The organism is Corynebacterium sp. ACRPJ (assembly GCF_022347345.1).
GTDB lineage: Bacteria > Actinomycetota > Actinomycetes > Mycobacteriales > Mycobacteriaceae > Corynebacterium > Corynebacterium tuberculostearicum_D.
The window spans coordinates 100,213-123,552 of record NZ_JAKRNC010000006.1 but is presented as its reverse complement, the minus strand read 5'-3'; the positions used below and the strand labels follow the sequence as shown (position 1 = coordinate 123,552).

Sequence of the window (23,340 nt, the reverse complement as noted above, 5' to 3'; positions counted from 1 at the left end):
CGGGGAAGGAAAACCAAAAAGCCAGCCACGCCCCTCTCGTTGAGGAGGAAAACGCGGCTGGCTATGTGGGGGTCTTAGTTCAGCTTCTCTGCGATGAGCTTATTGACCTGGCCCGGATCGGCCTTGCCCTGGGTGGCCTTCATGACCGCACCCACGATGGCACCGGTGACCTTCTTATTGCCGGCACGGTACTTTTCCACGATGTCCGGGTTGGCGGCCAGCGCGTCATCCACGGCCTTCTCGATGGCGCCATCATCGCGCACGACCTCCAAGCCGCGCTTTTCGACGACCTCGTCGACGTCACCCTCGCCCGCCAACACACCGTCGACGGCCTTGCGTGCGAGCTTGGTGGTCAGCTTGCCCTCGTTGACGAGCGCGATAACGCGCGCCACGTGATGCGGGGTAATGGACAAACCAGCAAGATCGGTCTCCTGCTCGTTGGCCTTGCCGGCCAGGTAGGAAACCCACCAGGAGCGCGCCTCGTCCGGCTTCGCGCCAGCCTCAACGGTATCCACGATGAGGTCTAGGGCACCGGCATTGACCAAGTCGCGCATCTCCTCATCCTTGATGCCCCACTCTTCCTGGATGCGCGCACGGCGAACCCATGGCAGCTCCGGAAGGGTCTGGCGCAGCTCTTCTACCCACTCGCGCGGCGCGATGACCGGCGGCAGGTCCGGATCGTTGAAGTAACGGTAATCCTCTGCGGTCTCCTTCGGACGGCCCTTGGAGGTGGTGCCATCGGTCTCTTGGTAGTGGCGGGTTTCCTGGTCAATGGTGCCGCCATCTTCGAGCACCTGCGCCTGGCGCTGCATCTCGAAGCGAACCGCCTGCTCCACGGAACGCAGGGAGTTAATGTTCTTGGTCTCGGTACGGGTACCAAACTCTTCCTGGCCCACCGGGCGCAGGGACAGGTTGGAGTCCACACGCATGGAGCCTTGATCCATGCGGGCGTCGGAAACGCCCAAGGCTGCAACGAGCTCGCGCAGGGCGGAAACGTAGGCCTTAGCCACCTCAGGCGCGCGCTCACCGGCGCCAATGATCGGCTTGGTAACGATCTCAATGAGAGGAATACCCGCACGGTTACAATCCACCAGGGACGCCGTGGCGCCGTGAATACGGCCGTCCGCACCACCGAGGTGGGTCAACTTGCCGGTGTCTTCCTCCATGTGGGCACGCTCGATTTCCACGCGCCACTCGGTGCCGTCTTCCAGCACAACGTCCAGGTAGCCGTCATAGGCAATCGGCTCGTCGTACTGGGAAATCTGGTAGTTCTTCGGCTGGTCCGGGTAAAAGTAATTCTTGCGGGCAAAGCGAGAGGACTCCGCAATGGAGCAATTAAGCGCCAGGCCAATCTTGATGGCGCCCTCCACGCCCTTGGAGTTAACTACCGGCAGCGCACCGGGCAGGCCCAGGGAGACCGGGTCAACGTTGGAATTAGGCGCTGCGTTGAAGTTCGTAGGAGAGGTAGAAAACATCTTGGTTTCCGTATCCAGCTCTACGTGGACTTCCATGCCCATTACCGGTTCGAACTTTTCTAGGACCTCATCGAAGTCCATCAGGTCATACATCGCAGCAGTCATGCGTGCCATCTTAATACGTCCATGCGCCCGCGCGCTCACGCCCCTAAGCTGAATATTATGACTACACCACATAGCGTTGATGCCGCGCTTATCGATGCCCCATTGATCAACATCGCAGTCTTCCGCACTGCCCCTACCCCTGAGGAGGTAAGCGAGCGCCTGACCACCACTTTTGGCGATCGCCTGAGAGATATCATGCCGGGCAAGAATCCGGGAAGCATCATGGTCGAGCTTGATGATTCCTTCCTATTGCACTACCAAGCCATCGATACCCCTCCCACCCGCGATAGCTATGGCCTCCACCCCATTTTGAGCGCGGATGCTCGCGGCCTCGATTCCGCCACCGCACAAATCCTCGTGTCCGTGCTTCCCGGCGAGACCGAAGATGATCGCGCGAAGCAATTCCGCGAAGCCCGCCGCGATCACCTTGAACTGCTCTCCAAGGCCACCGCGGTAGTAGCCGAGCACCCCGACTGCCTGATAGTCCATAACCCGCGCGGCAACGTTTCTATCGCGCCGAATACTTTCCTCGAGGCCGTTCGGGACAACCTTGCCCCAATGCACATCGCTCCGGTGTGGCTTACCCAAAAAGAAAACAAAATCTTGGGCTATACCGTTGGGCTGGTCCAGGCCGGACACCCTGAAATCCAGGCAGCCACCGAATCCATGGATCCCACCGATCTCTATTACAAGCTGGCCAATATCGCAGACCACGTGCTCCAAGGCGCCACCGTCAAAGACGGCGACACCCTATCTTTCGAGCAAGGCCAGCCACCACTGACCGTGCAGAAAGAACCCTGGTTTGTAGACGAATCCTATCCTGCGGTCACGATTAATTTCTAGCGGAATTCCCCTACTTTCGGGAATCCGAATAGCGGCAGATGGCTGCCAGCACCGCACCAGAAAGGTTGTGCCACACCGAAAAGACGGCTCCTGGCAGGGCGGCCAATGGGTTCATATAGGTCGATGCCAGGGAGGTGGCCAAGCCGGAGTTTTGCATGCCCACCTCGACGGCCATGGTGCGCCGGGCGGCGATCGGCTGCTTGGTCAGCATTCCGGCCAGGTAGCCCAAGCCGTATCCGCAGGCGTTATGGATTACCACTGCGGCAAAGACGAGTACGCCTGCGGTAGCGATGGTGTCGTGCGCTCCGCCAACCACAATGCACACAATGGCTGAAATGGCCGCAACCGAGATCCATGGCAGCGCCGCGTTAATCTTCGCCACCACGCGTGGAACAAACATGCCGATGAGAATGCCGGCAACAACCGGAATGAGCACGACCTTCACAATGGACCACGCCATCGCGGAGGCAGAGACCGGCATATACTCCCCCGCCAGCCACAGTGTCAGCAACGGCGTGAGGACTGGCGCCAGCAGGGTGGAAATGGACGTCATGGTCACCGACAAAGCCACATCACCGCGCGCAAGGTAAGACACCACGTTGGAACTCGTGCCGCCGGGCGCGCAGCCCACCAAGATAACGCCGGCCGCTACAGCATCAGGAAGATCCATCACAGCGACCACCAACAGCGCCACCAGCGGCATTATGACAAACTGCGCTACTACTCCGATGAGAACGGGCAGCGGACGGCGAACCACCAAGGCAAAATCTACCGGCTTGAGGGTTAGGCCCATGCCGAACATGACAATACCCAGCAGTGGGGTGACTTGCGGGGCGAAGGAAGCTGCGGTCTCTGGCGCGAGGTATCCCACCACGCCACCGATAATCACGAGCACGGGAAAGCCTAGCGCTGCAATGAGCGCTTGACGGTCTTGCGCTGAGGAGGGCGCAGCGGGCGCCTCCACCCGATTATCTGTCATGCTATCGATACTCATGGGCAAAAGAATACGCTCCCACCCAGTGGGAGCGCTATCTTAATATTCGGAACGCAGTATGCCTCTAGCCAAAGAGCGCCTGGGCGTTGCGATAACGCGATTCCGGTACCGTCTTCAGCGTACCCACGGCATCTTCCAACGGGACGAGGTCAATATCCTCACCATGGAGGGCAACACACATGCCAGACTTGCCTTCGTGGATGGCGCGCGCTGCGTGCACGCCGTAGCGAGTAGCAAGCACGCGGTCATAGGCCGTCGGCGTGCCGCCGCGCTGGATATGCCCCAGCACGGTCGTACGCACGTCATACCCGGTGCGTGCCTTGATTTCATCGCCGATTACCTGGCCGATGCCGTTGAACGTCTGGTGCCCAAACTGATCGACGCCGCCGGCCTCGAAGTCCATAGTCCCCTCCTTCGGGAGGGCGCCTTCTGCCACGCAGATAATGCCGTACTTCTCGCCCATCTGGAAGCGGCGTTCCATCGCCTTCGTAATCTCCGCGATATCAAAGGGCTCTTCCGGTACCACGGTGTAGTGCGCGCCGCCGGCCATGCCCGCGTGCAGGGCAATCCATCCCACGTGGCGGCCCATAACCTCCACGATCAGGATGCGGTTATGGGACTCCGCGGTGGTGTGCAAACGGTCGATAGCATCGGTGGCCACAGAAACGGCGGTATCGAAACCAAAGGTGTAGTCGGTGGCGTTAACGTCATTATCAATGGTCTTCGGCACGCCCACTACCGGCACGCCGTTATCAGAAAGCCACTTTGCGCCCTTGAGGGTACCTTCACCACCGATGGCGACAAGGGCATCCACCCCGGCATCCGCCATGTTGGACTTAATCTGGTCAAGGCCGGCCTTGAACTTATCCGGATGCAGGCGGCCGGTACCCAGGATGGTGCCGCCGCGCAACAAAATACGGTCGATTTCCGCATCGTCATAAAGATCGCGGCGGCGGTCTTCCATCAGACCGACCCAGCCGTCTTCATAACCTACAACGGTATCTCCAAATTCATTGGACGCGGTACGCACTACCGCACGGATTACAGCATTGAGGCCGGGGCAATCGCCGCCGGACGTTAAAACACCTAGACGCATATCTACCAATCTAGCGCGCGATTTTTAGGCCTGCAGAGTGTCCCTAAAACCTAGGGCAGAAACCAGGCCCACCACCAGCGCAGCCACGATGACGAGCAGCGAATTAATAATTGCCGCCTCTGGGTTACCCGTTTGCATAACTGCGGATACCAGGGCAACTCCCACCACGGAACCCACCTGGCGGGAGGTGTTATACACACCGGAGGCAGCGCCCATAAGCTCCGGCGAGATATCGCGCAAGGTGGTAGCTGCGTTGGAACCCCAAATGAAGGACTGTCCCACGCCGAGCCCGGCAATGGGCAGACCGAGGACCCACGGAAGGGCGTCGACCTGCATGACCCACCATGCCGCAAGGAGCGAAAGTATCAGGATGGAAAATCCCAGCACCCCCAGGATCCGCGGGTTAACATAATCCGCCATGATGCCAGCGAGCGGAGATATCAGGAGAGACACCAGCGCCATAGGAGCCACGATGATGCCGGCTTCGCCCGCAGGCACTCCCTGCATGGTCTGCAGCCACAACATGATGGGCAGCATCACTGCGGCCGCCATGAACCCCATTGCAATGATTCCTACCGAGCCCGCCAGGTAATTGCGGTCACTAAATAGCGCCAGCGGCACCAGCGGACTCGACCCGCGGGCCTGGGCAGTTGCCTGCAATCGAATAAACCAGACGCTAGCGACAACTCCGGCGAGCAGGATCAGCCAAATGGTCCATCCCCAGCCAAGCACCGGGCCCTGCTGAATACCAAAGACGATTGCCGCCAAGGCGATGAGCGACACGATGGCCGAGGGCGCATCGATAGACTGCGCGGTCGTGGGCAGCTCAGGCACCCACAGCAGCGCGAAGACAATGGCTAGCACCACGAAGGGAACGTGTACCCAAAAGGCGGCCTGCCACCCAAAGTGCCCGACCAGAAAGCCACCGGCGAGTGGACCGGCAAGTGCAGCTACCGAGCCAATGACGCCCCACACACCCAGTGCGCGCCCACGGCGCTCGCGCGCAAAGATGCGATTGATAACGGACATGGTCTGTGGCATCTGGAGGGACGCACCCACGCCTTGCACGGCACGCGCCGCAATGAGCACTTCCACTGTGGGCGCCACGGCACACGCCACCGCACCGAGTCCGAAAATGCCCACACCCAAACAGAACATCCGGCGCTGGCCTAAAACATCGCCCAAGCGGCCGGCAAAGAGCAGCGGCACCACCACAGCCAACAAATAGGCCGCGGATACCCACATGGTGTGGTTTACGCCTGTGTTGAGCTCGCGTTGCAGGTCAGGCAGCGCCACCGCCACCATGGATTGGTCCAGCAGGGATACAAAGAATCCGAGGGACAATGCAAACATGGCGCGCCATGCTTGGCGCTCGGGCGGCAGATGCGTCTCCACAGTCATGGCCTTAGAGTCTAGCGGTCCGAGAAATGTCGACCTAGACTGGCTGCATGTCCATGATCGATATTAAAAAGCCCCAAGACGTTTCTACCGCGACTACTGTCACCCTCGGCCTCATCGGTGGCTGGGTCACCGCCCGCGAGACCGGCATTCGCCCGCTAGGCGGCGTAATCCTCGCCGCTGCCGGTGTATGGGCGGGTCGCTCTTGGGCCAAGAAAACCACCCCGGCTACCACCGCCGGCCTGTGCGCACTCTACGTGGGCGCATTCGGCGCCTCCCACCCACTGGCCAAGAAGATCGGTGCGTGGCCGGCGGTACTCAGCGTCACCGCAGCCTCGGCGGGCGCGGCATATGCGCTTTCCGACGCCAAATAGTCCCCACCCACACAAATGCGCACCACGTCCCTAGACATGGTGCGCATTCTTTTATCCTGCGTGCCGCTAGCTTCTACTTGGCCACCATGAACTCAACCGCAGCATTCTCGCTACCCAAGGCGACGGTGCCGCCGGGGAGGTTATAGAAGGAGGGGTTGGATTCGAGGAGGCCCCGGAGGGCGTCGGAAAGCTGCTGCGTATGCTCGTCGCAGGCCGCGCGGGTGGAATTGAACTCGCCCACGCTGATGGTGCCATCCTTGGCCACCTCGTAGGTAGTGGTGTAGGTATTGCAGCCATCATTGACCGCCAAGGTGCGGTCCTTGGCAAAGGTGACGCTCAGCTTGCCGTCTTCCTTAACGGAGTGGAGCTCGCCGGTGATGGTCTGTCCTTCAATCTGAGGCTCCAGCTTCTCGGCGCCCTCCGGCAGCGGAGAAATCAGGTCAGACTGGGTCGGCGCAGTCATGCTAAACCCCGGATCGATGTCGGGGACCTGCGCAGCGTTAGCAACTCCAGCGCCCATCAGCGCAGCGGCGGACAGCGAAAATAGTGCGGTCTTTTTGAAATGCATACCCAATAATTTACCCCCGCCGAATTTAAATTCAACGGGGGTAAAGAAACGTTTATGGAATCGTCAGGGACTCCACAGGCGGCGATTTACTTATCGCGGCCAGCCTCATAGGCAGCGCCCACCTTATAGAGGCGGTCATCCTCGAAAGCCGGCGCCATGATCTGCAGGCCAGTCGGCAGGTTAGTATCGCTCGCCATACCGGACGGCACGGACATGCCGCACAGGCCAGCCAGGTTCAGCGGCAGGGTGCACAGGTCAAAGTTGTACATAGCCATCGGATCCTCGGCCTTCTCCCCCAGCTTGAAGGCGGTAGTCGGGGTGGTCGGGGAAACGAGTACGTCAACCTGCTCGAAGGCAGGGGCAAAGTCCTGCGCAATGAGGGTACGCACGCGCTGCGCCTGCAGGTAGTAGGCGTCGTAGTAGCCCACGGACAGCGCATAGGTGCCCAGCATGATGCGGCGCTTTACCTCGGGGCCAAAGCCCTCCGCACGAGACTGGGACATGACCTGCTCCGCGGAGTGGGAGCCGTCATCGCCGGCACGCAGGCCGTAACGCATGCCATCGAATCGCGCCAGGTTGGACGAGACCTCGCACGGCATAATCAGGTAGTACGCTGCCAGGGCGTCGTCGAAGTGTGGGCAATCAACCTCAACAATTTCGGCACCCTGCTCGCGCAGCTGATCGACGGCGGCGTGGTAATTCTCCATCACGCCCTCCTGCCAGCCATCGCGCTCAAACTGCTTAATAAGACCGACCCTGACACCAGAAAGGTCACCCTTGGCACCTTCGCGTGCGGCGGCGACAACCGGTGCTACCGGCTTATCCACGGAGGTCGCATCGAAGGCATCGTGGCCAGCAATGACCTCGTGCAGGAGCGCGGTGTCGAGGACGGTACGGCCACACGGGCCGGCCTGATCCAGGGAAGATGCGGCAGCAATAAGGCCATAGCGGGAGACGGTGCCGTAGGTTGGCTTAACACCCACGGTATTGGTCAGCGCGGCTGGCTGGCGGATGGAGCCGCCGGTATCGGTACCAATGCCGAGTGGCGCTTGGCCGGAAGCGAGTGCAGCTGCGGTACCGCCGCCCGAGCCGCCCGGGGTGCGCTCGGTGTCATAAGGGTTATGAGCCGGACCAAAGGCAGAGTTCTCATTAGAAGAACCCATGGCAAACTCGTCCAGGTTGGTCTTGCCCAGGATGGGAATTCCGGCCTCGCGCAGACGCTTGGTCACGGTGGCGTCGTAGGGAGAAACGTAGCCCTCCAGCATCTTGGACGCTGCGGTGGTCGGCGCGTCGATGGTAACGAGCAAATCTTTCAGCGCCAAGGGCACGCCTGCCAGACCAGAAGCCGGCTCTTCGCCGGCATCGAGGGCCTTATCCACGGCGTCGGCAGCCGCGAGGGCTTCTTCCGCCCCCACGTGCAGGAAGGAATTAAGCTCCCCATTGGTCTCTGCAATGCGATCCAGGAAGGCCTGGGTGACCTCGCGGGAGGTAATTTCGCGGGAATGAATCTTTTCCGCCAGCTCGGCGGCAGTCAGGGAGGTCAAGCCCTCCGCGGGAACGGTCAGGTTAGACATTTATTCTCCTCCCAAAATCTGTGGCACGACAAAGCGCTCATCTTCTACGGCCGGCGCCTGGTCCAAGGCCTGTTCTGCAGTAAGGGTGCGCACAATAGCGTCCTCGCGCATCGGGGCGTCCACGGAGTGCGGGTGGCTCATCGGCTCCACACCCTCAGCATCCACGTTTCCTACCGCGGAAACGGAATCAACAATTTCATCAATCTGCGTTGCAAACTGGGCTAGCTCTTCCTCACTGAGGGCCAGGCGGGAAAGCTTGGCGAGGTGGGCTACCTCATCACGCGAAATCTCAGACACGCGAACTCCATCCTTTATCTGCATAATCGACATGCGGGTGAAAAATATTCACACAATGCATGTACTATGTGAATTGCTAACGACCCATGGTACTGCACCTAACGCGACGGCTGCCGCGTCACCCCAAATTTGCGTTGCTTGAAGCCCGCATTGTGACGCACGTATCATGTTTGGGACTACAAACTACCGAAAGCGTGCGAGACCATGTCCTTTTTGATCCGTGTACTGCTCCCCGATGCCCCTGGCAGCCTGGGCCAGCTTGCCGACGCCTTTGGACTCGTCGACGGCAATATCCAATCGGTCGACATCGTAGAAAACTTCCCCGATGGCACCGTTATGGACGACATCGTCATTGAGCTGCCCCAAGGCACAATGGCCGATGTCCTCATCACCGCCGCCTCCTCCGTGGACGGCGTGGAAATTGATTCCATCCGCCCGTTTAGCGGCCGAGTAGACCGCCGCGGCCAGATCGAGCTGCTCGCGCGTGTAGCTAACGCCACCAATGTCACTGCGGCCATGGAAGAGGTTGTCGCGGCGATCCCGAAGGCACTCACATCCACCTGGTGCATCGTCATTGACAATAACGAGCCCATCCGCCGCTTGGCCTCCTCCAATGCGGCGCCGGAAGATGACGGCACCGTTCCCCACGACATTGAGGTGGAAAGCGCCCGCGTCCTCAGCCCCGAACGCGACGAGTGGGTGCCCGAAAGCTGGTCGCTGCTTGACTCCGCACTCGCCGCCGCCCCACTCGGCGATACCGGATTAGTCATCGCCATGGGTCGAACCGGCGGCCCTGACTACCTCGCCTCCGAGGTCGAGCACCTGGGCCACATCGGCACTATCTTGGGCAGCTTCCTCAAATAGCCACTGCGAACTAGGCTTCGCCGGTCTCTAGTAGTTGCTGGAATTGCGCCTCGTTGAGGATCGGGATGTCTAGCTCGCGAGCTTTATCCTCCTTCGATCCGGCGTTTGCACCTGCTACTAGATACGAGGTTTTCTTCGACACCGAACCGGTGGCCTTGCCGCCGCGAGAGACAATAGCCTCTTTCGCGGAATCCCTAGTGAAGTTCTCCAAGCTGCCGGTAACCACAATGGTCAAGCCCTCGAGGGTCTGCTCTTTGTGGTCCTCGGCCGCTACCTCCATGGCCACGCCCGCAGCAGCCCATTTGTCCACAATCGTGCGGTGCCAATCCACCTCGAACCAATCGTGGAAGGATTGCGCGATGGTCATGCCGACGCCATCGACCTCTGCAAGCTCCTCCGTCTTCGCAGCGCGCAGCTTGTCCATGGATCCATAGCGGGAGGCAAGCGCCCGAGCCGCAATCGGGCCTACATGACGTATGGACAGCGAGACCAAGACTCGCCAAAAGTCGCGACCCTTGACCTCCTCCAGGTTGTTCAGCAAGTTCTGGCCGGCCGTATTGACCTTGACGTTGCCCTCCTTCTTGGAGCGCTTGTCTTTGGTGTCCTTCTTTGCGGTATAGACATCTGAGGCCAAGAGCTTTTCCGCCGTGAGCTCAAAAAGCTCCGACTCATCGACGAGGATGCCGTTGTCGATCAGGTCCATCGCACCCTTCTCCCCCAAAGCCTCAATATCCAGCGCCTTGCGGGAGGCCAGATACTCCAATCGTGCCGAGAGCTGCGCCGGACAGGACTGCGTATTGGGACAACGCCAATCCGCGTCACCGTCCTTCTGCGGGGCCAATTTCGTACCGCATGCGGGACAGTTCTCCGGGAAGGTCCACTCGTACTCGCTACCATCGCGCTGCTCGCGCACCGGCCCAAGGACCTCCGGAATAATTTCGCCCGCCTTGCGGATAATGACGGTATCCCCAATGAGCACGCCCTTGCGCTTGACCTCGGATTGGTTGTGCAGGGTAGCCATCTCCACCGTAGATCCAGAAACGAAGACTGGCTCCATCACTGCGTACGGGGTTACTCGCCCGGTGCGACCAACACCCACCTCAATGTTTTTGAGCTTCGTGGTCACTTCCTCCGGCGGATACTTGTAGGCAATGGCCCAGCGCGGCGCGCGGGAAGTCGCACCCAGCGCTCGCTGCGACGCCAAATCATCCACCTTGACCACGAGACCATCCATTTCAAAGATGGCGTCGTGGCGGTGTTCTGCCCAATGCGCCACCTCGTCCTGAACCTCTTTGGCTGAGTGCACCTGCTTGGTATACGGGGAAACGGGCAGCCCCCAGGCCGCAATCGCCTTATAGGCATCGTGCTGTGAGGTGGGCGAGAATCCCTCGCGCGCACCCAAGCCGTGGCACACCATCTTCAGGCGGCGCTTTTTCACCTCGGCGGGGTCCTTCATGCGAAGTCCACCGGCCGCGGCATTGCGCGGATTAGCAAATTTATCCTTGCCATCAGCCGCGCGTTCCTCATTGATCTCCTCGAAATCCTCGGGTCGCATATATACCTCGCCACGGATCTCGATAAGCTCCGGGACAGGGTATTCAGCAGTTCCCGTCAACCCATGCGGAATATCCTCGATTACGCGGGCATTGGCAGTGATCTCCTCGCCCACCGTGCCGTCGCCACGAGTAGCAGCGGTGGTCAAGCGCCCATTGCGATAAACCAAGTCGATAGACAAGCCATCAATCTTCAGCTCGGTGAGATAGGTCTTAGCCGGTGTTCTATCCAGCCAATCCTGCATCTCGCCAGCGCTAAAAACATTGTCCAAGCTCATCATGCGCTCAAGGTGCTCAATATCCTCGCCGGCGCTCGGGGCAGCACCCACCTGCTGGGTGGGCGAATCAGGCACGGCAAGCTCTGGGTGCTCTTCTTCTAGCGCAAGTAGGCGCTGGAAAAGTGCATCAAAGTCGGCGTCGGGAATAGCCGGCTCACCGTTGTAGTACAGGTTGCGGTGGCGGCGCACTTCCTGCGCGAGGTCATTCCATTCACGGTGCAGATCAACTGGATTAGTCACGCTGCCCAAGTGTAGCTATCCCTCGTGTCGGGGCTAGCTACTAAGGTATGGATCATGAATTTCGACGCCTCCCGCATGCTCGCCTTCGACCTTGAGACCACCTCGGCTAACCCTAAAGAAGCCCGCATTGTTACCTCCGCCCTAGTCCGCATTGACGGCCGCGATGTGCAAAAAATTGAGCACCTAGCCGATCCCGGAATCGAAATTCCGCAGGAAGCAACCAATGTCCATGGAATTACTACGGAAAAGGCCCGCGCCGAGGGCCGCCCGCACGAGGAGGTGCTAAAAGACACGGTCGAAGCCATCAAGGCCGCATGGGAGGATGGCCTGACGCTGATCGTCTACAACGCAGCATTTGATCTCACCGTATTGCGCAGCCTCACCGGCGATTTTACGGTGACCGGCCCAGTCTACGACCCCTACGTGATTGACCGCGTCAGCGATAAGTGGCGCAAGGGAAAGCGCACCCTTGGCGCCGTGTGCGAGCACTACGGCGTCGAGTTGGGTAATGCCCACGAAGCTACTGCCGACGCCCTCGCGGCCGCCCGCGTGGCCTGGAAGCAGGTTCGCCAGCACTACCCCAACCTGGCACAGATGGAGGAAAACGAACTCATGGAGTTCCAGGCCGTCAAGTGGTACGAGGACCGCGTCGCCTTCAAGAAGTACCTAGAAGGCAAGGGCCGCGATGCCTCGGATGTCTCGACGGCGTGGCCGCTGATTTCTTAAACCCATTGCCATAGTTCTAGAGTTTTGGAATTCTAGAACTATGGAATCTTTAGAATCCCGAGTTTCAGCTCTCGAGGAGCGCGTCGCCAAGCTCGAAAACCCCACACCAACTCAGGCGGAAGCTCCCACAGGCGAGTCCACCATGTGGCTTGCGGACACCCTCGAGCCTTCTGAAGAGCTTCCCGAGGGGTCCGTAATCTTTGGCGGCAACCTCACTATCGGCGAGAGCTCTTATACCTACCAATGGCAGCGACCAACAAGGGCAGTAACCAATGGAGACTGGTCCGAAAACCTCGACCGCCTTGCTGCTCTGGCCCACCCCATTCGTGGCGAGATCCTGCGCCGACTCCTTACCGCACCGGCCAGCGCCACAGAACTTGCCGAAGAAGAAATCGTCACGTCTACCGGCACGGCCTATCACCACCTCAGCGCCCTCACTAGCGCGGGCTGGACCACCAAAACAGGCGGAAAATACGCACTTCGCCCCGCCCGAGTGGTGCCCCTCCTGACCATCATTACCGCAAGCGAGGCCCACTAATGCGCAAATTAGCCCTCGCCGCCGTCGTAACCGTGGTATCGGCCACCTTCTTACTCATTGTTGGACCCCAGCGAATCTCGATGGCCGATACCGCAACCGGAGATCTAGGACTCTCCACGCACCTACGGGAACACTCAGAAGCTGGTTTCAACAACCTCACCGCCTTCACACTTGATCAGGGAAAGGCCACCTTCGCCGGACTCGGCGCCAATGAACACACCGAGGTAGAGATCGGTTCTGTCACCAAGATGTTCACCGGAGAAATTGCCCACCAACTGGTAGAAGAGGGAAAAATTCGCCTCGACACCACGATGGGTGAAATCCTCGAGGTTGGTGACTCACCAGTCTCCGACGTAACAGTTCGGGAGCTACTCGATCACACCTCGGGCTTACCCAGACAGGCAAAAGCCATGACTTTCTCATCTGCTGTCTCTAGCATCACCGGTTCAAACCCGTACGCAGGTGTATCCACACAAGATATCGTCGATTCAGCAACCGAATCGGAGCTTGCAGATCGTGGCACAGAATCCTATTCCAACTTGGGCTACGCGCTGCTCGGCCACGCCTTAGAAACGGCTGCCGATACGCCATACGAACAATTACTCCACGAGAGAATCCTAAAGCCCGCCGGAATGAAGGAAACCTACCTCATGACACCAGGTTCCGTCCCCGACGAAGCCCCTCGCGGACTCACAGCCGCAGGCCGAACTGCTGAGCCTTGGGAAATGGAAGGCTGTTCCGCCGCAGCTGGAGCCATTCGGTCCACCGCTCATGACATGGCAGCTTTCGCTACATGGTTTATGGAACATGGCGACACTAGCTATGGATGGCAGGAGAATGATGACGGCAAGAGCTTTTGGCACAACGGCGGCACCTACGGCTACTCCACAATGCTCATCATTGATCCGAAGGAAAATCGCGCAGCCTTCGCAAATAATGACTCGCCGGCGGGAACTGAAGACCTCGCAGAAGCACTTTTCGAGAGGATTTAGGAAACCACAATGCTCCTCACATTAATCCCTGCCGCTATCACTGCGTTCGAGCTCTGGTCTGCATGGAAGACCCTAAAGAAGCCAGTTTCTTCCCCTATGCTGGTTATAGACGCAATCTTCACGGTCGCCATCATTGCTCTTGTCGGCATCGCAATGCCGTGGTACCGAGCAGTAGATTTTGGATGGTGGTACGCGATTGTTACCGCTGGCTCCCTGCACATCGGTGCCATCGCTTGGCGCCTAGACTCTCTCCACAGTAAGAAACCTACAAACCACAGTAAGAAATCTACAAAGTCTCCCAAATCTCCACATTGAGCCGAAAGTCTCCCAAATCTCCGGCAAACGGGTTACACTAGCCGCATGGACAACCCATTCCGCCCGACATTCGGCGCCCCTCCTTTGTTCTGGGTCGGCCGCGGCGTCGTGCTCGATAGTTTCCGCACCGCCCTCGATGGTTCAGCAGGCAATGCCTCCCGTTCCATGGTGCTAAGCGGCGCTAGGGGCATCGGCAAAACGGTCCTCATCAACGAGTTGGAAGATATTGCTGAAGCGCGCGGTTGGGTAACGCTACGCGCATCCGGGCGCTCCACCATGGTGGAGGAACTGGTCAACACCACGATTCCGAGGCTTCTCGAGCGGCTTTCGCCCAGCGATAAGAAGAAGGTCAGCCGCATCGGCATCGGCGGCGTAGGATCGATTGGCTTCGACCACCAGAAGGAAGACCGCTTCACCCCCACGTTGAATACCCGCCTACGCGAGCTTTCCGCCGAGCTAAAGGGAACCGGAATCCTCCTCACCATCGACGAGGTCCAAGACGCCGACGTCGAAGAGCTCACCACCATCGCCGTGGCCTACCAGGACTTAGTGCGCGATGAAATCGACATCGCCTTGGTGGCCGCTGGCCTGCCGCAGGGAGTCAACCACTTGCTAGACCTGCCCGGGGTAACCTTCCTGCGCCGGGCCCAGAAATTCGTGCTCGGACCCTTGTCGCCGGCCAATGCCGAGCAGGCGCTCGAGCATACTGCCTCGGGCTCAGGGCTGGAGTTTAGCCAGGACGCGATTACGGACGCCGCCGCGCTCACCCGCGGCTACCCATACCTCGTGCAATTGGTCGGCTCACTGGCGTGGGAGCGCAGTCGCCGGAACCAAGAAAGCGGGATTTCCCAGCAGACAATTGCCTCCATCGCCCCGGATGCAATATCTATCATGGGCGCGCAGGTGCACCAGCCTGCGACGCTAGCCCTGCCGCCGGCGCAGCGGGAGTTCTTGGAAGCGATGGCCGCAGTCGAAGTCAATGGCATCGCCACCATCGCAGACATCGCGGGCCACATGGACCGCACGGTGCGCTCCTTGTCGGCCACCCGCCAGCGGCTTATCGACGCCGACCTCATCGAACCCACCGCACACGGCAAGCTGCGCTATGTCATTCCCTATATGGGCGAATACTTCACCACCACGGATAGCCGCGGGCGCGTCGATTAAAGATCGCCGGCGTCGCGAATGAGGATGCCCGCCACCTCAGCGGCAAAAGAATAGCTGGGCGCGGCCTTTTCCACCGGCCACGGGAAGATATCAACCTGTTCTGGAATTCGCTCCCGCGACAATCCCATGCGGTCGAAGTGCTGTGCAATAGAAATAGCCTCCGTGCGAGCATCGTGCCCTGCCACGCCCAATCCGATGCGAGCGCCGCCATCAATCCACTGCCCCAAGCCATCGAGGTGCTCGGGCGAGGCTAGACCAGCAAAATCGAGCAGCACCGTCTTCGCCGCCACTTCCCATAGTGGCTCGCGAAGCCGTAAGTAGTCCGCGCCAAACTCCGCCAACGTCGCATTGACCTGGTCCGCGGGAACAGCCCTAATCGTATCGAAGTCGGTGGTGCCTGGAAGGGTGCCAGAAAGGACGTCGGCAAGCAGGGGCTCGTCCAGCTGGACCCGCACTTCTGCCCCAAAGCGCTGTGCCACCTGCGCCGTGTGTTCCTGAATTCCGGCCAACAGCGCACCACACAAGTCCCGGAACGCACCCGAATCAGTAATCGCGCGGTGCCCGTTTCCTAGCTCCACAGCGGCCGCCAAACTCCACGGGCCTACCGCTTGGACCTTAACGCGCGGAACAGACTCGCCCCACACCTCCTGAATCTCGTCCAGGTCCCGGCTCATCTGGTCACCAATCCGATGCGAGATGAGTTGCGGCCGATCACTGAGCACCCACGAGCGCGGACCGCGGTCAATGGAGACTGCTTCCAACAAGCCCGCGGTTCGTCCAATAGCCCCGGCATGAATCCCGCGGTCCGGCAACTGCGGAAGGTGCGGGAGATCACCCGTCTCGCCCATCACGATGTCTGCCGCCTCACCCATGGAGTACCCCGGCATGGGCCCTAAGCCAAAAGCGTCCATATTCACCTCGGCGCTACTATTATTTCTCAAAATTTTCTATTCGATACGCGACGTATCACTTGGAAAGGAACCTTACTATGGGCGTGGAAAAATACTCCGGCTGGACCTTCTACAACGAATGCGAAATCCCTCAGGACATTTCCACCGTCTTGGCCGAACAGGAATACCCCGTATGCGCTTTCAAGACCGTCCGTGATGCCGCCGTATTTACCAATAGGCGCCTCATCATCCGAGACGCGCAAGGCCTTACAGGCAAAAAGGTAGAGATGTACTCCCTGCCCTATTCCTCCATCACCATGTGGTCCACGGAGAACGCAGGAAAGCTCCTGGACGTCAATGCGGAACTGCAGCTGTGGACTAGGGCCGGCGAGTTCAAAATCAACATTGGCCCCAATATCGATGTCCGAGCGCTAGATCGGCTCATTGCCAACTGCGTGCTTAATTAGTTCCGCAGATGGTGCCGGAGCCAATGACGATGTCTCCCAGCTCGTCCGGCGAAGGCAAGTACAGCACCGCCGCTTGGCCGCGCGCGACACCAGATAGCGGCTCCTTGAGCTCGAGGCGCATCTCGTCCGCCTCGCGGTCAACATGGGCGATACAGGGCACTACGGAACCGTGCGCGCGCACCTGAACCTCGCACTCGAAATCCCCATCCATGCCCGGGTGGAGGTACTTCAGGCGATCGGCCTGAATCGAGGTTACGGCCAAGTCCTCGCGGGCGCCGACGGTAACCGTGCCGGTAGCAGCATCAATATCGGTGACGTAGCGAGGGCGGCCGTCGGCAGCCGGCGCCTTAATGTCCAGGCCCTTGCGCTGGCCGATGGTGTAGTTCCACGCGCCATCGTGCTCCTTGAGCTCCGTACCCTCTTGGTCCACGATCATGCCGGGGCGCAGCCCAATGCGGGCACCCAAAAAGGCCTGCGTATTGCCGTCTGGAATGAAGCAGATATCGTAGGAATCTGGCTTCTTCGCGGTGGAAAAGCCATGTGCCGCAGCCTCTTCGCGGATCTGTGGCTTGGGAGTATCGCCGATGGGGAAAAAGCAGTGCTCCAACTCTTCGGCAGAAATCACGCCGAGCACATAAGACTGATCCTTATTCTCGTCCAAGGACCGGCGCATATATCCGTCCTCATCGAGGGTGGCGTAGTGGCCCGTCGCAACCGCATCGAAGCCAAGCGCCATGCCCTTTTGCAGCAGCGCCCGGAACTTAATCTTCTCGTTGCAGCGCAGGCAGGGATTGGGTGTCTCACCGCGGGCGTAGGAATCCACGAAGTCCGTGATGACCTCTTCTTTGAATTCTTCCGAAAAGTCCCAGACATAAAATGGAATTCCCAGCTTATCGCAGATACGACGGGCGTCGGCCGAATCCTCCAACGAACAGCAACCGCGGGCCTTTTCCCTGGTCTGCTGTGCGTCTTTGTGCAGGGCGAGGTGAACGCCAATCACCTCGTGGCCGGCTTCTACTGCGCGGGCGGCGGCAACCGATGAGTCCACGCCGCCGGACATGGCAACCAATACTCGCATTGTGCTCCCCATTTCACCTTGACTACAGGCCCGAAAGTCTACTCCCTAGCCCCAACGCGGTTTAAATCGAATCCATTCCCTAAGCTTGTGTGACATGGGCAGAAAGCGAGCTTCCACCGATCCGGGAATCACCGGCACCTACGACATTTCTACCGGCACGGCCGAGGTTGTGCCGGATGAGTTCCGCGATGGTGCCTATATCCTCAACGTTAATGGCGTGCCAAGCAGCCACATTGTGCTCGGCGAACCGGAGGAGCTCGAGTTCGAGTACATGCGCTGGATTGCGGCGGCGGTTGAGCACCTCAATACTCGGCCCGCGAATAAGCTCCGCGTCACCCACCTAGGCGGCGCGGGTTGCTCCCTTCCGCGCTACTTCGCTAGCAGGCTCCCAGGCAGCCGTCACACAGTGGTGGAGCTGGATGCCAAGCTGGGCGAATTGGTGCGTACGCTTTTCGACGTCCCCCGTTCCCCTACCGTCAAAATCCGCGCCGGCGAAGCACGCAAAGAAACCGAGGGGTTCCTGCCGTCCAGCCGCGACATCATCATCCGCGATGTCTTTGCTGGCGACAAGACCCCGGCTAACCTCACCACCGTGGAGTTCTTTCAGGCGGCAAAACAGTCGCTGGCGTCGGGTGGCCTCTACGTAGCCAACTGCGGAGACCATTCCGATCTACAGCTGGCAAAGAGCGAGCTGGCGGGACTGGATAAAGTATTTGACCACCTCGCCGTCATTGCGGACCCACCGATGCTCAAGGGCCGGCGCTACGGGAACATCATTTTGGTGGCCTCAGATCAAGAAATGCCAGCCGAGGGCTCCGTCGAAGCCGCCCAGCTGGCAAAGGCACTCCTTGGCGGGGCAGTGCCCGCCCATTACAAAGACGAGGCCTGGACCCGCGCGTTTTTCACCGGCGCTACTGCAGCACGCGATTAAGCAGCGTAGCTACCTGCGCCGCGTCGAAATCAGGCACGTCAGCGCCGGCGTTCTTGGCGGCATTCTTAGCTTCCGATACCTCCGACTCGGAGACGTTGCCTGACTTAACGTTGTTCACGTGACCGGCATTGTCCAGCAGGATAGCTAGGTCGCTGACGGAGAAGTTGCCCTTGGCCATATCGCCCAGGTCCTCCACTGGAAGGGCGTCCTTGTCTTGCAGGGTCTTTACGAAGCCAGCCAAGCCCTCCGCCGCTTGGGGATCGAGGCCGGACTTTTCGGCGGCGTCGGCAAGCTGCGGAATCGCAATCAGCCCCGCCGCCAGGGCCAAAATAGCACCGATGAGCGGCGTACTATCGGAGCTCAAATCAAGCCCATCGCTCACAACCAGCTGCTCGAGCGCACCGCCCACGTCTACGTAGTTGCCGTCGCTGAAGGACTGCAGTTGCTGCTTGGAACCATTAAACAGGTTCATGTCGACATCGGTAGAAATGCCTGCTACCTTGCCAGAACCAGAACGCTGCCAGAAAGATAGCTCGTTCCATCCGCCCACCGCTTCAGGCGCTTGATCCTGGTATGCCGCGAGCCACAGTGGCATATCCGAGAACTTCTGGGAGTTATTCATCTGGCCCATCCAGAAGTACTTGTAGGTGTAGATCATGGGCGTGCGACCAGTAAGACGCTTGAGCTCGCTAGTAAATTCTTCAATCCATTGCTCCAGCTGTGCCGCAGACTTTCCTTCCGCCACCTCGATATCAAGTGCAGGAGGCAATGTCTGATCCGGGGCTAGGGCGATCTGCGCGGCAAAATTGGCCGCCTGAGTCTTGGCGTCGCCAGCCGGACGTGCGTAGTGGTATGCACCGGTCTTGAGTCCAGCAGCATTAGCCGCCTGAATATCCTCTACATAGTGGGGGTTTACCCAATCACCGCCCTCGGTAGCCTTCACGAATGCAAAGGACTGACCGTCGGTACGCACCTTTGACCAATCGATAGGTGTACCGCCTGGATGCTGGTGCGCTGCAACGTCAATGCCCTTAGGTGCACCGAGGCTCACCGCCTGGGCGACGGCGGTACCACTTACGGCTAGTGCAGCCACAGTAACCACCGCAGTAATGCTCTTTCGGAGTGCCTTCTTTGATGTCATGCGCGTGAGTCTAGCAACGCCTTCACTCGTGCCACATCTTTAACACGCGCCACTTGAAATAATTTTCTTTACCTCCATTTCACCCCCTCTTGGAATACATCTCTTTAGAACATATTTTTGCCCACACCCCTTGCAAAGGGGCAGGGCACGCCTTAAAATATTCACCATGGAGTTAAGTACACATGTTCTACAAATCGGGGGATTTCATCTTGGACGCCTACTACATAGTCAATGACCCCAACGATCCGCTTGCAGTTAAAGCCACAGAAATCAGAAAACAAGATTACCTATTCTGGAATGAGGTGAAGCCAGACCTAGAAGAAGATTTCGACATATCTTGCCACACACTTTCCACCCGCACGGGCTTAAGCGAGCGGCGCATGCGAGACATAACAATGGCCCTTTATCGACTCGCAGAGCTACCACTGACAAAGGCGCTCCAGGAAACCTATTACTTCCTGGATTTCTCTCGTCTTATTACTATCGACGCCGTGCTTAGCAAGCTGGGCGACATCCCGACCGAAATTCTCGAGCGGATAGACCAAGAGCTTGCGCGTTACCTGACCCCCACGAAGCCCGGCCAGGTACTGCCTTCGAATACCAATTTGCGGCGAAAGCTAAATGGCCTCATCGCTATGGAGGACCCACACCCCAATGAAGATAAGGAGCCTGATGCAGGGAACGACTCCTATTTCACCTACCACAGTTTCGGCGGGAAGGCTGGGCTAGCAGTGGAATTCGATGAAGCTACCATGCTAGCCATCGATGAACACGTTAGTAAGGCAGCCGAAGAGCATAACCTCACGAAAGCTGAAGCCCTAGCCAAGCTAATTCTGGGCGAAATTGAGTCGCGGGCAAAAGTGGTTCTTCATATGTACCGCGCCCACGACCAGGAGGCTGCTCCCGCATTTATCCGGGGATTCGGATGGGTAAGCCCTGAGACCGCTGACAGCCTGCGTCCCACCCAAACGCGGGATATGGACCTTGCAAAAAGGATGGAGAGCGAAAGCTACGTTACTCCCCCACTCGTTGGCGCCTACGTGGAAGGCCGCGATGGCGTGTGCCGCTGGCCAGGTTGTAATCGCCCCGCAGAGAACTGCCAAAAGGACCACCGGATTGACCATGCACAGGGAGGGAAAACGGCGGGGAGCAACTTGGCATCACTCTGCCAGCATCACCACAACATCAAAACCGATGGTGGTGCCTTCTACATCATGGATCCGCATACTGGAGACATAGTATGGCTCTTTGACGATGGCCGCTGGGAATATGATGAGCCCCAAGGACCGTTAGCGCCCAAGAACAAGAACTGGGCGCTTACGGTAGGCCAAGCTATCGCCGCCCGGCGAGCTGCGGCGAAAGAAAGGAATGATAGCTAGACGGAACGGGCTCGTGAAATAACCTCCGGAAGATGAGCCAAAACGTAGTCAACATCCTCTGCCGAAGTAAGCCTGCCGAGAGTAAACCGCAGGGAACCGATTCCTTCCGCCTCACTTACGCCCATTGCCTCGAGGACATGAGACATGCGGTTTACGCCAGCGCTGCAAGCACTGCCGGTAGAGGCCTCGATCTGCAAGGAATCCAGTAGCATGATGAGGCTATCGCCATCAGCACCGGGAAATGAGACGTGCAGGTGGGAAGGCAAGCACGGCTCGGCAGAGTTGACCACTACGTCGTCGATGGTGGCGAGAATTCCGTCGCGCAGTTTATTGCGGAGAGCGGCAATTCGCTCACCCTGGGCGGCGATTTCGGAGACGGATTCCTCCAATGCCGCAGCTAGACCGGAAGCGCCCGCCACGTCCACGGTGCCAGGGCGGATGCCCCGTTCTTGGCCACCGCCGTAAGCAATCGGCTGGGGCGCAGGACTGCGCTTGGCCAAAAGCAGACCGATGCCGCGGGGGCCGCCGAACTTGTGGGCGCTGGCGGCGAGGCTGGCGATCCCTAGATCAGAAAAATTGATGGGAACTTTGCCCACGGCCTGCACCGCATCCACGTGCACGGGTGTGCCTGTCGCATTCGCACGTGTGGCTATCTCTTCGATGGGCTGAATGGCGCCGGTTTCGTTGTTGGCCCACATGCAGGTAGCGACGTCGGCAAGCGTGTCTAGAGCCGACAGATCTGCAATGTGCCCGGAACGGTCGACGGGAAGGATATCGACAGCTGCTCCGGTTTTCTCCAGCTTAGAGACGGTATCGCGCACGGCCGGGTGCTCAATCTCGGTAGAAATAATGCGGTTTGTGTGCCCAGCCGCGTAGAGACCCTGAATGGCGATATTATCCGACTCGGTGCCAGAAGAGGTAAAGATGACCTCGATGGGCTCGCAGCCAAGGAGGGAAGCCACCTTTTCACGGGCATCGTCCAGCACGGACCGAGCCTTGCGGCCAGAACCATACTGCGCGCCGGAGTTGAGGGAGCCGGCCGCCGCCACCCACGCGTCAATCGCGCTCTGGCGCATCGGCTGGGTAGCGGCATAGTCGAAGTAGTGCGGCATTACTGGCGCGCCTTCAGTTCCTCGGTCAGGGCCGGTGCGATTTCATGCAGGTCACCCACGACGCCGAGATCGGCGATCTGGAAGAAGGGCTCATCCTGGTCTTGGTTGACCACCACAATGGTGCCGGAAGTCTGCATGCCGGAGGTGTGCTGGATAGCGCCAGAGATACCCAAGCCGATGTAGAGGTCGGGCGAGACGGTAACACCGGTCTGGCCGATCTGATAGGCGGCGTCATAAAAGCCTTCATCGACGGCGTCGCGGGTGGCGCCGACTGCGGCTCCGAGGGCGTCGGCAAGCGGCTCGACGACGGCGCCGAACTCGTCGCCCACGCCACGGCCACCTGCGACGACTGCCTTGGCCTCGGTAATTTCCGGTCGTGCGGACTTCTGTGCCGGAGTAAAGGAAGTTACCTTGACGTCTTTGCCCGTGGCGGCCGGCAACGGCATCGGCGCCGGCTGCGCCTCCACTTGCTGTGGCGCAGCCTCAACCGCGCCTGGGCGGAGGGTGTAGATCGGGCACTGGCCAGCGGCGGTGGAGGTGGTCTCATAAGAACCACCGAAAATACTCATCTTGGCGGAGCCATCAGCGGCGATGCCATTGACATTGACCAGCGCGCCAGAGGCGAGGCGAGCCGCGAGGCGGCCGGCAATCTCATTATTGGCCGGAGTTGCGGCCAGCACGATGGGCGCTGGGTTTGCAGCGCCAAGCGCATGCAGGGCATCGACCTCCGGGGTAAGGAACCGCTGGTCATAATCCTCGGCCGTTGCCTGAACTACCTGTGCGGCGCCGAGGGCGGCAAGGTCGGCATCGAACTTATCGGCCTGCTTGCCGACGACCACTGCGGACACCGTACCCAATTCCCGCGCGGCCGTAATCAGCTCGCCGGTAACGGGAAGGAGGTTGTCCGCGTCGTGCTCAACTAGTACGTAAACGTGCGACATATCT

The 23,340-nt window shown here is 59.5% G+C and carries 23 protein-coding genes; 10 read left to right on the top strand and 13 right to left on the bottom strand.

The annotated features are described in order from the left end of the window. Window positions 1–74 precede the first annotated feature (74 nt). The gene (gatB, locus tag MHY08_RS05915; protein WP_239235830.1) at window positions 75–1,580 is read right to left on the bottom strand and encodes an Asp-tRNA(Asn)/Glu-tRNA(Gln) amidotransferase subunit GatB; all 1,506 of its coding nucleotides are present in this window, start codon (window positions 1,578–1,580) and stop codon (window positions 75–77) included. A 57-nt stretch (window positions 1,581–1,637) separates the two neighbouring features. Here gatB and MHY08_RS05910 point away from each other — a divergent pair, with 57 nt between their 5' ends. Next, the gene (locus tag MHY08_RS05910; RefSeq protein ID WP_204609348.1) at window positions 1,638–2,423 is read left to right on the top strand and encodes a DUF4261 domain-containing protein; all 786 of its coding nucleotides are present in this window, start codon (window positions 1,638–1,640) and stop codon (window positions 2,421–2,423) included. Window positions 2,424–2,433: 10 nt separating this feature from the next. On the opposite strand, the gene MHY08_RS05905 is transcribed toward MHY08_RS05910, so the two are convergent. The 3 genes from MHY08_RS05905 to MHY08_RS05895 all read right to left on the bottom strand — a co-directional run bounded on the left by MHY08_RS05905 (window position 2,434) and on the right by MHY08_RS05895 (window position 5,914). Then, the gene (locus MHY08_RS05905; RefSeq protein WP_370658789.1) at window positions 2,434–3,402 is read right to left on the bottom strand and encodes a bile acid:sodium symporter family protein; all 969 of its coding nucleotides are present in this window, start codon (window positions 3,400–3,402) and stop codon (window positions 2,434–2,436) included. Window positions 3,403–3,481: 79 nt separating this feature from the next. Continuing rightward, entirely contained in the window at window positions 3,482–4,513 is a 1,032-nt protein-coding gene (locus MHY08_RS05900) for an ATP-dependent 6-phosphofructokinase (RefSeq protein WP_005327686.1), read from the bottom strand. 24 nt (window positions 4,514–4,537) lie between these two features. Then, entirely contained in the window at window positions 4,538–5,914 is a 1,377-nt protein-coding gene (locus MHY08_RS05895; RefSeq protein WP_239235825.1) for an MFS transporter, read from the bottom strand. Window positions 5,915–5,961: 47 nt separating this feature from the next. On the opposite strand from MHY08_RS05895, the gene MHY08_RS05890 reads away from it, so the two are divergent. Continuing rightward, on the top strand, window positions 5,962–6,285 hold the full coding sequence (locus MHY08_RS05890) for a hypothetical protein (protein ID WP_005323344.1): 324 nt from the start codon (window positions 5,962–5,964) through the stop codon (window positions 6,283–6,285). 73 nt (window positions 6,286–6,358) lie between these two features. Here MHY08_RS05890 and MHY08_RS05885 read toward each other — a convergent pair whose 3' ends face one another. The 3 genes from MHY08_RS05885 to gatC all read right to left on the bottom strand — a co-directional run bounded on the left by MHY08_RS05885 (window position 6,359) and on the right by gatC (window position 8,724). Next, window positions 6,359–6,853 carry an META domain-containing protein gene (locus MHY08_RS05885; protein ID WP_204609352.1) on the bottom strand — a complete coding sequence of 165 codons (495 nt, stop codon included), beginning with the start codon at window positions 6,851–6,853 and terminating at the stop codon, window positions 6,359–6,361. A gap of 86 nt (window positions 6,854–6,939) precedes the next feature. Next, window positions 6,940–8,427 carry an Asp-tRNA(Asn)/Glu-tRNA(Gln) amidotransferase subunit GatA gene (gene gatA, locus MHY08_RS05880; RefSeq protein WP_239235823.1) on the bottom strand — a complete coding sequence of 496 codons (1,488 nt, stop codon included), beginning with the start codon at window positions 8,425–8,427 and terminating at the stop codon, window positions 6,940–6,942. After that, complete coding sequence (gene gatC / locus MHY08_RS05875; RefSeq protein WP_239235821.1) at window positions 8,428–8,724, bottom strand: Asp-tRNA(Asn)/Glu-tRNA(Gln) amidotransferase subunit GatC; 297 nt, start codon at window positions 8,722–8,724, stop codon at window positions 8,428–8,430. It abuts the gene before it with no gap. Window positions 8,725–8,928: 204 nt separating this feature from the next. Here gatC and MHY08_RS05870 point away from each other — a divergent pair, with 204 nt between their 5' ends. Beyond that, window positions 8,929–9,588: an amino acid-binding ACT domain protein gene (locus tag MHY08_RS05870; protein ID WP_204609358.1), complete on the top strand. Its 660-nt coding sequence runs from the start codon at window positions 8,929–8,931 to the stop codon at window positions 9,586–9,588. 10 nt (window positions 9,589–9,598) lie between these two features. Here MHY08_RS05870 and ligA read toward each other — a convergent pair whose 3' ends face one another. After that, complete coding sequence (gene ligA / locus MHY08_RS05865; RefSeq protein ID WP_255710362.1) at window positions 9,599–11,668, bottom strand: NAD-dependent DNA ligase LigA; 2,070 nt, start codon at window positions 11,666–11,668, stop codon at window positions 9,599–9,601. A gap of 45 nt (window positions 11,669–11,713) precedes the next feature. On the opposite strand from ligA, the gene MHY08_RS05860 reads away from it, so the two are divergent. From MHY08_RS05860 to MHY08_RS05845, 4 genes are all read left to right on the top strand, one after another. Continuing rightward, window positions 11,714–12,385 (top strand): 3'-5' exonuclease, encoded by a 672-nt coding sequence (locus MHY08_RS05860; RefSeq protein WP_204609362.1) that lies wholly within the window; start codon window positions 11,714–11,716, stop codon window positions 12,383–12,385. Window positions 12,386–12,425: 40 nt separating this feature from the next. Then, window positions 12,426–12,923: a helix-turn-helix transcriptional regulator gene (locus MHY08_RS05855; RefSeq protein WP_239235819.1), complete on the top strand. Its 498-nt coding sequence runs from the start codon at window positions 12,426–12,428 to the stop codon at window positions 12,921–12,923. Next, window positions 12,923–13,915: a serine hydrolase gene (locus MHY08_RS05850; RefSeq protein WP_239235816.1), complete on the top strand. Its 993-nt coding sequence runs from the start codon at window positions 12,923–12,925 to the stop codon at window positions 13,913–13,915. The genes MHY08_RS05855 and MHY08_RS05850 overlap by 1 nt, the downstream gene beginning before the upstream one ends. A 360-nt stretch (window positions 13,916–14,275) precedes the next feature. After that, window positions 14,276–15,397 (top strand): ATP-binding protein, encoded by a 1,122-nt coding sequence (locus MHY08_RS05845; RefSeq protein WP_239235814.1) that lies wholly within the window; start codon window positions 14,276–14,278, stop codon window positions 15,395–15,397. Here MHY08_RS05845 and MHY08_RS05840 read toward each other — a convergent pair. Next, window positions 15,394–16,308: a methionine synthase gene (locus MHY08_RS05840; RefSeq protein WP_239235812.1), complete on the bottom strand. Its 915-nt coding sequence runs from the start codon at window positions 16,306–16,308 to the stop codon at window positions 15,394–15,396. The genes MHY08_RS05845 and MHY08_RS05840 overlap by 4 nt on opposite strands. A 77-nt stretch (window positions 16,309–16,385) precedes the next feature. On the opposite strand from MHY08_RS05840, the gene MHY08_RS05835 reads away from it, so the two are divergent. After that, entirely contained in the window at window positions 16,386–16,754 is a 369-nt protein-coding gene (locus tag MHY08_RS05835; RefSeq protein WP_239235811.1) for a PH domain-containing protein, read from the top strand. Here the strand turns inward: MHY08_RS05835 and mnmA are convergent. Next, window positions 16,747–17,832 carry a tRNA 2-thiouridine(34) synthase MnmA gene (gene mnmA / locus MHY08_RS05830; RefSeq protein WP_239235810.1) on the bottom strand — a complete coding sequence of 362 codons (1,086 nt, stop codon included), beginning with the start codon at window positions 17,830–17,832 and terminating at the stop codon, window positions 16,747–16,749. The two genes, MHY08_RS05835 and mnmA, sit on opposite strands and share 8 nt — an antisense overlap. 94 nt (window positions 17,833–17,926) lie before the next feature. Between mnmA and MHY08_RS05825 the strand changes: the two genes are divergently transcribed. Then, window positions 17,927–18,763 carry a spermidine synthase gene (locus MHY08_RS05825; RefSeq protein ID WP_239235809.1) on the top strand — a complete coding sequence of 279 codons (837 nt, stop codon included), beginning with the start codon at window positions 17,927–17,929 and terminating at the stop codon, window positions 18,761–18,763. On the opposite strand, the gene MHY08_RS05820 is transcribed toward MHY08_RS05825, so the two are convergent. Beyond that, window positions 18,744–19,904, bottom strand: a complete 1,161-nt coding sequence (locus tag MHY08_RS05820) for a glycoside hydrolase family 25 protein (protein ID WP_239235808.1) — start codon at window positions 19,902–19,904, stop codon at window positions 18,744–18,746. The genes MHY08_RS05825 and MHY08_RS05820 overlap by 20 nt on opposite strands. Window positions 19,905–20,086: 182 nt before the next feature. Between MHY08_RS05820 and MHY08_RS05815 the strand changes: the two genes are divergently transcribed. Continuing rightward, on the top strand, window positions 20,087–21,283 hold the full coding sequence (locus MHY08_RS05815; RefSeq protein WP_239235807.1) for an HNH endonuclease signature motif containing protein: 1,197 nt from the start codon (window positions 20,087–20,089) through the stop codon (window positions 21,281–21,283). Here the strand turns inward: MHY08_RS05815 and MHY08_RS05810 are convergent. Beyond that, complete coding sequence (locus MHY08_RS05810; protein WP_239235806.1) at window positions 21,280–22,395, bottom strand: cysteine desulfurase family protein; 1,116 nt, start codon at window positions 22,393–22,395, stop codon at window positions 21,280–21,282. The genes MHY08_RS05815 and MHY08_RS05810 overlap by 4 nt on opposite strands. Next, window positions 22,395–23,336, bottom strand: coding sequence for an electron transfer flavoprotein subunit alpha/FixB family protein (locus tag MHY08_RS05805; RefSeq protein ID WP_005323364.1), 942 nt, complete (start codon window positions 23,334–23,336; stop codon window positions 22,395–22,397). Before MHY08_RS05805 ends, MHY08_RS05810 begins: the two co-directional genes overlap by 1 nt. Window positions 23,337–23,340: the final 4 nt, after the last annotated feature.

What these genes read in the sequence shown, in the direction of transcription:
- gatA (WP_239235823.1), bottom strand. Translation starts at nt 8,427, where the DNA reads ATGTCTAACCTGACCGTTCCCGCGGAGGGCTTGACCTCCCTGACTGCC.
- MHY08_RS05895 (WP_239235825.1), bottom strand. Translation starts at nt 5,914, where the DNA reads ATGACTGTGGAGACGCATCTGCCGCCCGAGCGCCAAGCATGGCGCGCC.
- MHY08_RS05890 (WP_005323344.1), top strand. Translation starts at nt 5,962, where the DNA reads ATGTCCATGATCGATATTAAAAAGCCCCAAGACGTTTCTACCGCGACT.
- MHY08_RS05810 (WP_239235806.1), bottom strand. Translation starts at nt 22,395, where the DNA reads ATGCCGCACTACTTCGACTATGCCGCTACCCAGCCGATGCGCCAGAGC.
- MHY08_RS05860 (WP_204609362.1), top strand. Translation starts at nt 11,714, where the DNA reads ATGAATTTCGACGCCTCCCGCATGCTCGCCTTCGACCTTGAGACCACC.
- gatB (WP_239235830.1), bottom strand. Translation starts at nt 1,580, where the DNA reads ATGACTGCTGCGATGTATGACCTGATGGACTTCGATGAGGTCCTAGAA.
- MHY08_RS05825 (WP_239235809.1), top strand. Translation starts at nt 17,927, where the DNA reads ATGGGCAGAAAGCGAGCTTCCACCGATCCGGGAATCACCGGCACCTAC.
- MHY08_RS05805 (WP_005323364.1), bottom strand. Translation starts at nt 23,336, where the DNA reads ATGTCGCACGTTTACGTACTAGTTGAGCACGACGCGGACAACCTCCTT.
- MHY08_RS05885 (WP_204609352.1), bottom strand. Translation starts at nt 6,853, where the DNA reads ATGCATTTCAAAAAGACCGCACTATTTTCGCTGTCCGCCGCTGCGCTG.
- MHY08_RS05845 (WP_239235814.1), top strand. Translation starts at nt 14,276, where the DNA reads ATGGACAACCCATTCCGCCCGACATTCGGCGCCCCTCCTTTGTTCTGG.
- MHY08_RS05905 (WP_370658789.1), bottom strand. Translation starts at nt 3,402, where the DNA reads ATGACAGATAATCGGGTGGAGGCGCCCGCTGCGCCCTCCTCAGCGCAA.
- MHY08_RS05815 (WP_239235807.1), top strand. Translation starts at nt 20,087, where the DNA reads ATGTTCTACAAATCGGGGGATTTCATCTTGGACGCCTACTACATAGTC.
- MHY08_RS05855 (WP_239235819.1), top strand. Translation starts at nt 12,426, where the DNA reads ATGGAATCTTTAGAATCCCGAGTTTCAGCTCTCGAGGAGCGCGTCGCC.
- MHY08_RS05910 (WP_204609348.1), top strand. Translation starts at nt 1,638, where the DNA reads ATGACTACACCACATAGCGTTGATGCCGCGCTTATCGATGCCCCATTG.
- mnmA (WP_239235810.1), bottom strand. Translation starts at nt 17,832, where the DNA reads ATGCGAGTATTGGTTGCCATGTCCGGCGGCGTGGACTCATCGGTTGCC.
- MHY08_RS05840 (WP_239235812.1), bottom strand. Translation starts at nt 16,308, where the DNA reads ATGGACGCTTTTGGCTTAGGGCCCATGCCGGGGTACTCCATGGGTGAG.
- MHY08_RS05900 (WP_005327686.1), bottom strand. Translation starts at nt 4,513, where the DNA reads ATGCGTCTAGGTGTTTTAACGTCCGGCGGCGATTGCCCCGGCCTCAAT.
- MHY08_RS05870 (WP_204609358.1), top strand. Translation starts at nt 8,929, where the DNA reads ATGTCCTTTTTGATCCGTGTACTGCTCCCCGATGCCCCTGGCAGCCTG.
- MHY08_RS05835 (WP_239235811.1), top strand. Translation starts at nt 16,386, where the DNA reads ATGGGCGTGGAAAAATACTCCGGCTGGACCTTCTACAACGAATGCGAA.
- MHY08_RS05820 (WP_239235808.1), bottom strand. Translation starts at nt 19,904, where the DNA reads ATGACATCAAAGAAGGCACTCCGAAAGAGCATTACTGCGGTGGTTACT.
- MHY08_RS05850 (WP_239235816.1), top strand. Translation starts at nt 12,923, where the DNA reads ATGCGCAAATTAGCCCTCGCCGCCGTCGTAACCGTGGTATCGGCCACC.